Annotated in this window: 12 protein-coding genes; 7 read left to right on the top strand and 5 right to left on the bottom strand. The window is 73.3% G+C overall.

Annotated elements, in window-relative coordinates; genetic code table 11:
- The first annotated feature begins 320 nt into the window (after nt 1-320).
- The 3 genes from AB0J69_RS60335 to AB0J69_RS60325 all read left to right on the top strand — a co-directional run bounded on the left by AB0J69_RS60335 (nt 321) and on the right by AB0J69_RS60325 (nt 2,928).
- Entirely contained in the window at nt 321-2,276 is a 1,956-nt protein-coding gene (locus AB0J69_RS60335; protein WP_364138050.1) for a BTAD domain-containing putative transcriptional regulator, read from the top strand.
- Between the two features lie 40 nt (nt 2,277-2,316).
- Complete coding sequence (locus tag AB0J69_RS60330; protein ID WP_364138047.1) at nt 2,317-2,619, top strand: hypothetical protein; 303 nt, start codon at nt 2,317-2,319, stop codon at nt 2,617-2,619.
- Nucleotides 2,620-2,784: 165 nt separating this feature from the next.
- The gene (locus AB0J69_RS60325; protein WP_364138044.1) at nt 2,785-2,928 is read left to right on the top strand and encodes a hypothetical protein; all 144 of its coding nucleotides are present in this window, start codon (nt 2,785-2,787) and stop codon (nt 2,926-2,928) included.
- Nucleotides 2,929-2,991: 63 nt separating this feature from the next.
- Here AB0J69_RS60325 and AB0J69_RS60320 read toward each other — a convergent pair whose 3' ends face one another.
- The 3 genes from AB0J69_RS60320 to AB0J69_RS60310 all read right to left on the bottom strand — a co-directional run bounded on the left by AB0J69_RS60320 (nt 2,992) and on the right by AB0J69_RS60310 (nt 5,513).
- Nucleotides 2,992-3,204, bottom strand: coding sequence for a hypothetical protein (locus tag AB0J69_RS60320; RefSeq protein ID WP_364138042.1), 213 nt, complete (start codon nt 3,202-3,204; stop codon nt 2,992-2,994).
- A gap of 222 nt (nt 3,205-3,426) precedes the next feature.
- A complete protein-coding gene (locus AB0J69_RS60315; RefSeq protein WP_364138040.1) occupies nt 3,427-4,836 on the bottom strand; it encodes an SPFH domain-containing protein in 1,410 nt (469 codons plus the stop codon).
- A 113-nt stretch (nt 4,837-4,949) separates the two neighbouring features.
- A complete protein-coding gene (locus tag AB0J69_RS60310) occupies nt 4,950-5,513 on the bottom strand; it encodes a hypothetical protein (RefSeq protein ID WP_364138038.1) in 564 nt (187 codons plus the stop codon).
- A gap of 94 nt (nt 5,514-5,607) precedes the next feature.
- On the opposite strand from AB0J69_RS60310, the gene AB0J69_RS60305 reads away from it, so the two are divergent.
- The 3 genes from AB0J69_RS60305 (at nt 5,608) to AB0J69_RS60295 (ending at nt 7,977) form a co-directional block, all read left to right on the top strand.
- Entirely contained in the window at nt 5,608-6,348 is a 741-nt protein-coding gene (locus AB0J69_RS60305; protein WP_364138036.1) for a class I SAM-dependent methyltransferase, read from the top strand.
- A 71-nt stretch (nt 6,349-6,419) separates the two neighbouring features.
- Nucleotides 6,420-7,013 carry a dihydrofolate reductase family protein gene (locus tag AB0J69_RS60300; RefSeq protein ID WP_364138034.1) on the top strand — a complete coding sequence of 198 codons (594 nt, stop codon included), beginning with the start codon at nt 6,420-6,422 and terminating at the stop codon, nt 7,011-7,013.
- 46 nt (nt 7,014-7,059) lie between these two features.
- Nucleotides 7,060-7,977, top strand: a complete 918-nt coding sequence (locus tag AB0J69_RS60295) for a LysR family transcriptional regulator (RefSeq protein WP_364138032.1) — start codon at nt 7,060-7,062, stop codon at nt 7,975-7,977.
- Between the two features lie 100 nt (nt 7,978-8,077).
- On the opposite strand, the gene AB0J69_RS60290 is transcribed toward AB0J69_RS60295, so the two are convergent.
- Together AB0J69_RS60290 and AB0J69_RS60285 are read right to left on the bottom strand one after the other, a co-directional pair.
- Nucleotides 8,078-9,514 carry an FAD-dependent oxidoreductase gene (locus AB0J69_RS60290; RefSeq protein ID WP_364138030.1) on the bottom strand — a complete coding sequence of 479 codons (1,437 nt, stop codon included), beginning with the start codon at nt 9,512-9,514 and terminating at the stop codon, nt 8,078-8,080.
- A gap of 20 nt (nt 9,515-9,534) precedes the next feature.
- Nucleotides 9,535-9,999, bottom strand: a complete 465-nt coding sequence (locus tag AB0J69_RS60285; RefSeq protein WP_364138028.1) for an SAM-dependent methyltransferase — start codon at nt 9,997-9,999, stop codon at nt 9,535-9,537.
- Nucleotides 10,000-10,131: 132 nt separating this feature from the next.
- On the opposite strand from AB0J69_RS60285, the gene AB0J69_RS60280 reads away from it, so the two are divergent.
- Nucleotides 10,132-11,465, top strand: a 1,334-nt coding sequence (locus AB0J69_RS60280) for an AAA family ATPase (RefSeq protein ID WP_364138026.1), incomplete at its 3' end; no start/stop codon positions are given.

Here is an 11,465-nt window from a genome sequence, read left to right as displayed (position 1 = left end):
AGACACGGTCAGCTCGCGGTGATCGACCTGCTCTTCATCGCCACGGCCCAATCCGCCTTCGAACGGGCCGGCGAAACCATGCTGGCCGTACGGAAGGCCGTGGCGCCGCGCAAGGACGCGACGTGATGGGCCGCTCCGCCGGTCACGCCCGGCCGGACAGCGAGGCGGCCCAGGTGCTGGACGCCCTTGGCCGGACCAGCCGGGAGAGTACGGCCCTCACGCCATGGTGACGGGGCCGCCGTGTCGAACCTCACCCCAGGAGGCGCGGCGCGGCAGACGCTCGGACCAACCGTATCGAGCAGCGTAGAAAGCAAGGTGCTGTGATCCCTGTACGATTCTCGGTGCTCGGCCCACTGTCGGTGGTCCGCCACGGGACGAAGGTAGCGGTCCCAGGCGGCAAGACCCGGACCTTGCTCGCGGCGCTCCTGCTCCGGCCCAACCAGGCCGTCTCGTCCGACCGGCTCGCCGAACGGTTGTGGGGTCAGGACCTGCCGCGCGATCCGCGCCGGGTCCTGCAGACCAACATCGTGCGCCTCCGGCAGTCCTTGGACCTGACCGACTCGATCCTCACCGAGGCGGGTGGCTACGTCGCCCGCCTGGAGCCGGGCCAACTGGATCTGCTGGAATTCCAGCACCTGATCCAGGCGGCCGCCGGCGCGGCGAACCCGGTGCTGGAGCGGCGTCTCCTCCACGAGGCTCTCGCCTTGTGGCGCGGGCCTGTATGCGCCGACGTCGAATCGGACGTACTCCACCAGACCGACGTCCCCCCTGTCATCGAGCAACGCCTGCGAACCATCGAGCGTCGCCTGGACATCGACGCCCACCTGGGGCGGAGCGCCGCGCTCGTGCCGGAGCTGCGGGCCCTGACCGCCGAGCACCCTCTGCGGCAGCGGTTCTGGGCCCAGCTCATGACCGCCCTCTACCGGAGCGGTCGGCAGGCCGACGCGCTCGACGCGTACCGCACCGTTTCCCGCCTCCTCAAGGAGGAGCTCGGCATCGAGCCCGACGCCGAGCTGCGCGAACTCCACCAGGACATACTCACCCAGCAGCACGAGCCGCCGGAGCGCTCCCCGCTGCATGGCCAGGAGGATGACGACGTCACCATGTTCGAGACGAGGTCGGCGGCAGGAGAGACAGCCGTCGCCCTGCCGTCAGCGGCGCGGGACGACACCCCGGCGACCCCGGAGCCCGCGTTCGGCGCGTTGATCCGCACCTGGCGGGAGCGGGCGCTGCTGACGCAGGATCAGCTGGCGGCGCGAGCGGGGCTCAATGTCCGCACCGTCCGCCGGTTGGAGGCGGGCGAGCTGCGCCGGCCGCGCAGCACTACGGTACGGAAGCTCGCCGAGGCGCTGGGCCGGGACGCCACGGAGTTGTCGATCATCATGCGGACCACCGGCGAGGCACCGGGCAGCCCTCTTCCGGCGCGAGCGACGCCGCGGCAGTTGCCCACCGATGTGCCGGCGTTCGCCGGCCGGGAGGGGGAGCTGGCCGTCCTGGACCGCATCGGTGACGCGGACACGGTGGCGATCGCCGTCATCGACGGCATGGCCGGGGCCGGCAAGACCGCGCTGGCCGTACGTGCCGGGCACCTGCTGGCTTCCCGTTTCCCCGACGGCGACCTGTTCGTTGATCTGCACGGTTTCACGCGCGGGACGGCTCCGGCGAACCCCGCGGACACGCTCGCCCACCTGCTGGGCGTGCTGGGCGTGCCCGGGGCGACGATTCCACGGCATGTCGACGACCGGGCCGCCCTGTACCGCAGCGTGCTGGCCGGCCGGAGGATGCTGATCGTGCTGGACAACGCCGCGAACGAGGCCCAGGTACGGCCGCTGCTGCCCGGGGCGGGAAGCTGTCTCGTCCTGATCACGAGCCGGTGCCGGCTGGTCAGCCTGGACGACGCGTGGACGGTGTCGGTGGACGGTGTCGGTGGACGTCCTGCCGCCGGCGGACGCGATCGCGCTGTTCACCGAAACCGTCGGGAAGCAGCGGGTCGCGGGCACGGCGTCGGAGGTGCCGGCCGAGGTGGTGTGGCGGTGCGGGCTGCTGCCGCTGGCGATCCGGCTGGCGGCGGATCGGCTGAAGGCCCATCCGGCGTGGAGCGTGCGCCATCTGCTGGAGCGACTGGAGCGTCCCGGGGACCGGCTGGGCGAACTGCATGCCGGTCAGCGCAGCGTCAGCGGCGCGTTCGACCTGTCGTACCGGGCGCTCACCGCAGCGGAGCGACGCGCGTACCGGCTGCTGGGGCTGCACGCCGGGACGGACATCACCCCCGATGACGCCGCCGCTCTGCTGGCCACCGGCGTCAGGGACGCCTCGGTGCTGCTGGATCGGTTGCAGGGGGTTCACCTGCTGCAGGAGCCGGCTCCCGGCCGCTACCGCTTCCACGACCTGGTCCGCGCCCATGCCGCCGAGGTGGCCGCCGGGGCGGAACCGGAGCCCGATCGGCGCGCCGCACCGGCCCGGCTGCTGGGCCCCGCTTCGGACCTCGATCCACCCGGCGACCCGGGCTGGCGGGCCGTGGACTCGAGCTTGCTCAGGAAACCCCTGGCGGGCCCGGCCGCTGGTCTTGCGACGGGCGTCGCCGGCGGGCCGGAGGAACAAGACGATCGCGACCAGTGAGCGCCTGGGCACGCTCGGATCTCACATGGCCGAGCTCGATGCCCTCGCGTGCTCCTGACGGCATGAACTGTTCTCCCGCAGCCGCCGGCCTGGATCAGGAGGAAACTATGCCACGGAATTTCGCACGTGCGGCGACTCCGGCGATCAGGCGCGGGTGGTCGGCGCGTGGTCGGGCACGAGCGGGATGCCGGGGCGGCCGGGCCGCTGCTCGGCGGCATGGTGGTCGATGTCGCGGGGTGGCGCTGGGGCGGTGCCTGGTCGCCTGGACGTGGCCGCGCTGCCCGGGTGCTGCTGGATCCGGCACCCTGAGGCTGACCCTGGCCGAGCGCGCCACACCGGCCAACGGCGGCGAGCTCGGCCAGGACCGCGACCTCAGGCGTAGAGGAACCAGAACGAGTTCTCGTAGGAGCACCGGAAGGAGGTCCACCAGCCCCACTGGATGCCGAGGTTGCCACCGTTGTAGCAGTCGGCCTGCAGGTAGTAGGCGTACCGGATGCTGTCGGCCTGCGCGGGCGCGGCGGTCATGGACAGGAGCACGCCGGTGGCCAGAGCGGCGGAGACGAGTAAGGCCCGTACCTTGCGCATCCAATTCCTCCCAGGAAGGTATGTGAGCAGTGCTCTCACTGTCGCATCCGCGCTCCCGCGCCGAACAGCTCCACGGCCTTCCCTCGGGTGGGAGAGGGCCTGACCAGGGGCGATGGAAGGACGGCGGACGAAGAGCCTGAAACGTTCATCCCGTACGCCAGAGATCCATGTGCCATGGCCGCGGCCCCTGACGAATCGTCCCGGGCTCGATGGAGCCGGCGATCAGGAACCCGGCCGGTCGCCGTCGATCGCCGAGCGCAGGACGCCGACCACGGTGGCGAGTTCGGTCAGCAGGCCCGACACGGTGGTGCGGTCGCCGCCGTTGATCGACACCATCCGCAGCTCCTCCGGTTTGGGCAGCTGCGCCAGGATCTCGGGCAGCTGGCCGATCAGCTTGGCCTGCAGGCTGGCCGGCGTCTGCTCGTTGTCGATGTCGGCCCGCAGGCGCGCGCGCTCCACGTCGAGCAGCGCCCGCTCGTGGTCGGCGAGGGTACGGGAGTGCGCCAGCGCCAGCTCGCCGTCGAGCTCCAGGCGCTTGAGCTCCTGCTCCCGCTCGATCCTGAGCCTGCCGGTCTCGGCCTCCTCGGCGTGCCGTTCGCGCTCCATCCGCAGCGCGTGCCGGGTCGTCTCGGTCTCCAGCTCGGCCACGGCCCGGGAGTCGTCGTGCCGGCGCTGCGTGCGCCGCAGCTGCTCGGCGACCTCGGTGTCGAACTGCCACGCCTCGTTGCGGGACCGCAGCTCGGCGAGCTCCCGCTCGTACTCCAGGCGCTGGGTCTCCTTGAGCCGCTCGGCCGCCATCTCGCGCTGCGCGATCGCCTCCTCGGACCGGAGCTCGGCCAGCCGGGCGATCTGCCCCTGCTCGGCCCGGTACGGCTTCTGCAGGTTCTCCCAGAGCCGGGACGAGCTGACGACCGCCTCCTTGATCTGAACGGTGACGATGCGCAGGCCGAGCCCCTGGTCGCTGTTGTCCTCGCCCTCGGCCACCGCGCGCAGCCGGGCGGTCAGCTCCTCGATGATGGGCTGCTTGTCGCTGAGCACGTCACGGACGCCCATGGTGGCGACCTTGTCCTTGATGGCCGCCTCCGCCTGCTCCCGCAGCTGGAGGTTGACCAGCCGCATCGGGTCCTCCGGATCGCCGAAGTCCAGCTTGCGGTACGCGGTGGGGAAGGCGTCGATGATCCACTGCACGTAACCCTGCACCAGGACGCCCTGCAGCTCCTGGCAGACGCAGTACGCGTTGATCAGGATGGTCTGGGTGGCCCCCGGCACCACGAGGAACGAGTCGGTGGCCGGGTTGAAGCGGAACGACACGCCCAGCCCGATGTGCAGCGGCTCCGCCTTGCCCCGCCGGGTGTGCACCACGAAGGCGTTCGGCGGCACCAGCACGTTCTTCCACCGCCAGAAGCCGGTGATCCGTACGTCCACCGCCCCCGGCGTCGCCTTCTCCGGCACCGCCGGGGCGAGCGCGCGCTCCCGCTTGGCCAGCGGCCCCGCCACGGGCGGCGGCGCACCGGGGCCGGGCGCCGGAGCGGAGGTGGGAGCGCTGCGGCGCGCCCGGAGATCGTCCTCCAGCACCGCCTGCTGCGCGACGACCTGCTCCAGATAGGGGTTGCCCTTGCCAGTGGTGCTCATCGGCCCCTCCGCCCGCACGATTGCCGACGAGTCTCGCCTACACCGCCGAAACGCCGCAACCAGTATGCGGGCCCGGCTGTCCGGACACCCTCACGACCGCCCTGCGAGCAGCTTCAGCACGTCCGTCTCCCGGGCGGTGAGCGTGTCGAGCCCGGCCGACCCCGCTCCGCGCCGGCACGCAGGGCCGCGGCGACGTACTCGTCCTCGTCGAACGTCGTCAGCACGATGACCTTGCTGTCCGGGTCCGGGTTGTCGAGGCGGAGGCGTACGAGCTGCTCGACCGGGCCGTCCAGGCCGGGCTGCTGGAGGAGCGGGGCGGACGGCTCGCGTTCGGGCACGGCCTGGTGCGCGAGGCGCTGCTCCAGGACCTGCCCCCACCGCGCGGGGCCGCCGTCCACCGGGACGTGGCCGCCGCGCCGGCGGTCCGTCCGGGGACCGACGTGACGCTCATCGCGCACCACGCGGCCCAGGCGGGACCGGCGGCGTACGGGGAGGCGGTGCGCTGGTCGGTGGCCGCCGCCGAGCAGGCCGGGCCGCGCCGCGCGTACGCGGAGGAGGCCACCTGGCCGGGCCACGCGGTCGCCGCGCGCGACGCGTCCGGCGGCGACCCGGCCGAGCACGTCGAGCTGCGGCAGGTGCGGGCGCTGCAGCGACCCGGCCGGGGCCGGGCGAGCCATTCGTGGACCACGCCGGCGTGCGGCGTGAACGGCTCGCCTCCGGCCGGGGGAAATTCGTTGGACATCGCGTACGCCCCCGGCGATCGTGGGCGGCATGCGACAGGAGATCTGGGACGCCGATATGGCCCGGCAATACGACACTCCCGGGGCCGGCATGTTCGCGCCCGAGGTCCTGACGCCGACCGTGGACCGGCTCGCCGGGCTCGCGGGCGGCGGGCGCGCGCTGGAGTTCGCCGTCGGGACCGGCCGGGTGGCGGTGCCGCTGGCCGAGCGGGGGGTGCCCGTCACCGGGATCGAGCTGTCCCGGCCGATGATCGACCAGCTGCGGACCAAGGTGGACGAGGCGACGATCCCCGTGGTCGTCGGCGACATGGCGACCGCCACGGCGCCGGGGGAGTACACGCTGGTCTACCTCGTCTACAACACGATCTCCAACCTGCTGACCCAGGCCGAGCAGGTGGCGTGCTTCCGCAACGCCGCCCGCCATCTCGGGCCCGGGGGCCGGTTCGTGATCGAGCTGTGGGTGCCGGAGCTGCGCAAGCTCCCGCCCGGCCAGGAGGCGACGGTGTGGCTGTGCGAGCCCGGCTACATCGGCCTGGACACCTACGACGTGCTGCACCAGCTCGTCGTGTCGCACCACTTCAGGTTCGACGAGAGCGGGCAGGCCCGGCTGTCCCGCGGCCCGCACCGCTACGTCTGGCCGGCCGAGCTCGACCTCATGGCGCTACTGGCCGGGTTCGAGCTGGAGAGCAGGCACGCCGACTGGTCGGGAGCCGAGTTCACCGCCGAGTCGCGCTCGCACGTGTCCGTCTACCGCATCCCGCCGGTCTCCTGAGGTCGATCCGGCGGCCTCCCGTTCGTGTAGGGGGTGACAGACCCTACTGATCGGGAGAAGTGAGGTACGACATGGGCAAGATCGTCGCGATCGAGCACCTGACGCTCGACGGCGTGATGCAGGCCCCCGGGCACCCCGACGAGGACCCGCGTGACGGGTTTCGGCACGGCGGCTGGGCCACGGCGGCGCAGGACCCGGCCATGCAGGAGGCGATGGGCGCCCGCATGACGAGCGAGTGGTCGCTGCTGGCGGGGCGCACGACGTACGAGCGATTCGCCTCCTACTGGCCCCGCCAGGCGCCGAACCCGTTCACCGACGCGCTCAACCGGGTCACGAAGTATGTCGCCTCCACGACGCTGGCCGAGCCGCTGCCCTGGCAGAACTCCACCCTCCTCAAGGGCGACGCCGCCGAGGCCGTGGCCGGGCTGAGGGAGGAGGTCGCCGGGAACCTGGTGGTGTTCGGCAGCGGGGTGCTGGTCAGGTCGCTGATGGCGGGCGGCCTCGTGGACGAGCTCCTGCTGATGATCCATCCGCTCACGCTCGGGTCCGGCCGACGGCTGTTCCCCGGCTCGGGCAGTGCCCTGACCGCGTACGAGCCGGCCGGCGCCACGACGACAGGCACCGGCGTGCTCATCGCCACCTACCGGCCCGCCCCGCTGAGGTAGTAGGAAGGTCGATGGTCGACCGGCGGCCCATCCATACCATGGATAGGTGAGCAAACTGGATCTCAATCTGGTCGTCGCGCTCCGCGCCCTGCTGGAGGAGCGGAACGTCACCAGGGCCGCCGCCCGGCTCAACCTCAGCCAGCCCGCGATGAGCGCGGCCCTGGGCCGCCTCCGCCGCCACTTCGGCGACCCCCTGCTGACCCGTACGGGCAACGCGTACGAGCTGACCCCGCTCGGCTCGACCCTGCGCGAGCGCAGCGCGACCGCGTGCGACCTGCTGGAGCGGGTCTTCGCCACCCAGGCGCGCTTCGACCCTGCCGTGGAGTCCAGGGAGTTCACGCTGCTCTGCTCCGACTACGGGGCGGCCGTCTTCGGCGCCGAGCTGGCGCGCGTGCTGCACGAGGAGGCGCCCGGCGTCCGCCTGCACCTCACGCCGAGCGGGCCGGCGCTGGTGGAGAACGCCGCCACGGTGCTGAGCACGGTGCTGAGCACGGTGGACGGGCTGCTGCTGCCGCACGGCGTCATCGACGGCCTGCCGACGGTCGAGCTCTACAGCGACCGGTGGGTGTGCCTGGTCGACGAGAGCCATCCGGGCGAGCTCACGGTGGACGACCTCAACCGGCTGCCGTGGGCGGTCTACCAGCGGCCCTACGACGCTCCGGTCACCCGCCAGCTCAGCATGCTCGGGGTCAGCCCCCGGGTGGAGGTCGCCTCTCCCACGTTCGCGCTGCTGCCGCTGCTGGTGCAGGGCACGCGGCGGGTCGCGCTCATCCAGGAACGGCTGGCCCGCCTGACCGTCGGCACCGCCCGCGTACGCGTCCTGCCCTGCCCGTTCCCCGCCGTCCCGGTCCAGGAGGCGCTGTGGTGGCACCCGGTGCACACCCATGACGCGGCGCACGCGTGGCTGCGCGAGACCGCCACCCGCGTGGGTCGCCGCCTTCAGGAGCAAGCCAGGGACGGATGACGGTCAGGGCCTCTTCCAGGTCGGCCGCGCCGGTCAGGCAGTTCGGCGAGGACCACGCCGTCCTCGATCGCCTGCGCCGCGCCCTGACCCAGGTGCGGGGTCACGGCGTGGACGGCGTCGCCGACCAGTGCGATCCGGCCGTGCCCGTCAGCCGGGTCAGGGCCTGGCGCAGGCCGGCGGGGTCGGTGCCCGCCCAGCCCACGTACCCGTCCGGGCGGACGAGCACCATCGGGCCACCGGGCGCGGCGGGTGCCGCCACCCGTACCCGGTCCGTCCAGCCGGTGACGTCGGCGTCGCCGAGCAGGACCGGGCGCCGACCCCGCAGCGCCTCGTACAGGCGGCCGCCCCCGGCGAGCGGCACGTCGGCGGCGCGGGTGCCGACCAGCTCGTGCGCGCCGTCGGGCGCGGGGTAGGCGTAGCCGATGCCGCTGAGCTGCCCGGTGACCTTCGTACGGATCTTCGGGATGGACAGGGCGCCTCGGGCGGCGAAGCCGCGGACCGCGCGGCCGGCGGACGACTCGATCATGGCGGCCCGGATGAGGGCGCCGCTGCTGCGCAGCACCGAGCGGCCGACCGGGTGACGCTCGGACTGGTAGGTGTCGAGCAGGTCTTCGGGCGCGCCCCGCAGCACGGCGGCGAGCTTCCAGCCCAGGTTGGCCGCGTCCTGCAAACCGGTGTTCATGCCCTGGCCGCCGGCGGGGGAGTGGACGTGCGCCGCGTCCCCGGCCAGGAAGGCCCGGCCCACGCGGTAGTCCGGGACCTGCCGCTCGTCGCTGTGGAAGCGCGACAGCCAGCGGGCCTCGTACATGCCGAAGTCGGTGCCCAGCGCCCGGGCGGTGACCTCGCGGACCTCCTCCAGGGTGAGGGGCGCGTCGTCGGGCACGACATGGCGACGGTCCCAGGCGAAGACCCGGTAATAGCCGTCCCCGAAGGGCGCGACGAACGCGAAGGCGTCGCCGACCCCGTTGACGCTCAGCAGCTCGGCCGGCTGCTCGGCGAGCTTCACGTCGGCGAGCATGATGGACTTCAGGACCGACTTGCCGGGGAACGGCTGCCCGAGCGCCCGGCGTACCGCGCTGTGGAAGCCGTCGGCGCCGACGAGGTAGGCGGCGCGGCGGGTGCCGTCCGTGGTGGTCACCGTGACCCCGGTGCCGTCCTGGCTCAGGCCCACCACCTCGGTGCCGTGCACGATCTCGGCCCCTGCCCGCAGCGCCCGCTCCAGGAGCAGGCTCTCCACGTTGTACTGGGGTGTGATCAGCAGGTAGGGGAAGTGGCTCGGCAACTCGCCCAGGTCGACCTCCACCCGCTCGAACAGCCGCACCCTGCTGAGCGCGGCGCCCATGGGGACGAGTGGATCGGCCAGGCCACGCGCGTCGAGCTGCTCCATCGTACGGGCGTGGACGCCGAACGCGCGGGAAAGGTTGGAGACCCGGCCGTCGCGGCGCTCCAGCACCGTGACGGCGATCCCGGCCTCCGCCAGGTCGCCCGCGAGCAGGAGCCCGGTGGGTCCCGCTCCGACGACGATCACCTCGGTCATGACGTCTCCTCCATGAGTGCTCAGTAGTAGGCGCGCATCAGCTCGGTGGCCCAGGCCGGTTGCACGGTCTCGCCCTGGGGGCCGAACTCCGCCATGTAGGGCTTGACGTCCAGCACCGGGCTGCCGTCCACGGCGTCGAGACCGCGTACGTGCAGGTCGAGGCCGTCCACGGCGAGCAGGCGGCAGCGGGAGACGCCCAGCCGGTTGGGGCGGTTCTTGGCCCGCTGGGCGAAGATGCCGACCGCCGGCCAGTCCGGGTTCCCCCGGGGGCGGCGGGCGGAGGTGTGCACCGAGGACGGGTCCACGAGATGGAACCGGTACACCACCTCCAGGTGCGAGAAGGTGTCGAGCCCGGCCAGGGCGTCCGGCCCGAAACGGGAGCCGTCGAGGCGGATCAGCGCCTGCTCGGTGTTCCAGTCGTCGTCGAACGCCTCGGTACGCCCGCCGACGACCGTCCCCACGGGCTCCACGACGATGGCCTCCACGGTGCTCCTCCAGTTGTGTGGTGTGCTGGGCTGTGGTTCACGACCGTACGGTGTGCACGCCCCGGGCGGATCAGTCACGGTGACCGGAGCCGTGCGGGGTGGCCGCCCGCCGGTTAGGTAGGGTCGGGCATCATGATCGGGCGGGATGCGGAGATCGTCCTCCTCAGCGGGATGATCGCCGAGTCGCATGGCGGGCGGGGCAGCGCCGTCGCGGTGTTCGGCGAGGCCGGGATCGGCAAGTCGGCGCTGCTGGCCGAGGTGGCGCGCGGGGTGCCGGACGATGCGCTCGTGCTGCGGGCCACCGGTGTCGAGGCCGAGTCGGAGCTGCCCTTCGCCGCCCTGCACCTGCTGCTGCGCCCCGCCCGCCACCTGATCGCCGGCCTCCCCACCGCCCAGCGGGCGGCGCTGCTGAGCGCGTTCGGCGAGGGCCACGCAGAGGACCACCCAGGGGAGCGGTCGGGCGCACGGGCGGACGAGCTGTCGGGCGCGCGGGCGGACGAGCGGTCGGAGGAGCCGGCGCACGCGCCGGCGGAGGTGCCGTCGGACGGGCTGGTGGAGGCGCCGGTGCACGCGCCGGTGGAGGTGCGGGCGGGTGCTCCCGATCGGTTCCTCGTCGGGCTCGCGGTGCTGACGCTGCTCGCCGACCTCGCCGAGGAGCGCCCGCTGCTCTGCCTGATCGACGACGTGCAGTGGCTGGACCGCGCGTCGCTGGACGCGCTCGTGTTCGCCGCGCGCCGGCTGGCGGCCGAGCGGATCACCATGATCTTCGCCGGCCGCGACGGCGCGGAACCGGCCGTGAACGGCCTCCCCGAACTCCGGCTGGCCGCTCTGGACAGGACCGACTGCGAGCGGCTGCTGGCCGGGCACGCGGCGGACCTCGCCGCGGAGGCGCGTGACCGGGTGATCGAGGAGGCCGAGGGCAATCCGCTGGCGCTCCTGCACTTCGCCGGGATCCTGACCCCGGAGCAGCGGGCCGGGCACCTGGCGCCGCTGCCCCTGCAACCGCCGGGGCCGTCCCTGACCGGGCGGCTGGAGCAGTCGCTGCGTGCCGCGGTCCGGCGCCTGCCCGAACGTACCCGGCTGCTGCTCCTGGTCGCCGCCGCCGACGGCTCGGGCAGCCTGCGGCTCGTACTGAAGGCGGCGCAGGCTCTCGGGGCCGGGCCCGAAGACCTGGAACCCGGCGAGCACGCCGCCCTGGTCGAGGTCTCCGGCGACCGGTTGCGCTTCCGCCACCCCCTGGTCAAGGCCGCCGCCTATCAGGAGGCGTCGCTCGCCCGGCGTACGGCGGCCCACCGCGCGCTGGCCGGTGCCCTCGGCGGCGACGACCAGGCCGACCGCAGAGCCTGGCATCTGTCGGCCGCCGCGCTCGAACCCGACGAGGAGACCTCGGCGATCCTGGCCGCGGCCGGCGAGCGGGCCGCCGAGCGGGGCAGCAACGCCTCGGCCGCCACCGCGTACGAGCGGGC

Source organism: Nonomuraea sp. NPDC049709 (assembly GCF_040674815.1).
Taxonomy (GTDB): Bacteria; Actinomycetota; Actinomycetes; order Streptosporangiales; family Streptosporangiaceae; genus Nonomuraea.
The sequence above is the reverse complement of the archived record's forward strand: the minus strand, read 5'-3'. Positions and strand labels throughout refer to the sequence as shown.

What these genes read in the sequence shown, in the direction of transcription:
- AB0J69_RS60310 (WP_364138038.1), bottom strand. Translation starts at nt 5,513, where the DNA reads ATGGCTCGCCCGGCCCCGGCCGGGTCGCTGCAGCGCCCGCACCTGCCG.
- AB0J69_RS60315 (WP_364138040.1), bottom strand. Translation starts at nt 4,836, where the DNA reads ATGAGCACCACTGGCAAGGGCAACCCCTATCTGGAGCAGGTCGTCGCG.
- AB0J69_RS60305 (WP_364138036.1), top strand. Translation starts at nt 5,608, where the DNA reads ATGCGACAGGAGATCTGGGACGCCGATATGGCCCGGCAATACGACACT.
- AB0J69_RS60300 (WP_364138034.1), top strand. Translation starts at nt 6,420, where the DNA reads ATGGGCAAGATCGTCGCGATCGAGCACCTGACGCTCGACGGCGTGATG.
- AB0J69_RS60290 (WP_364138030.1), bottom strand. Translation starts at nt 9,514, where the DNA reads ATGACCGAGGTGATCGTCGTCGGAGCGGGACCCACCGGGCTCCTGCTC.
- AB0J69_RS60320 (WP_364138042.1), bottom strand. Translation starts at nt 3,204, where the DNA reads ATGCGCAAGGTACGGGCCTTACTCGTCTCCGCCGCTCTGGCCACCGGC.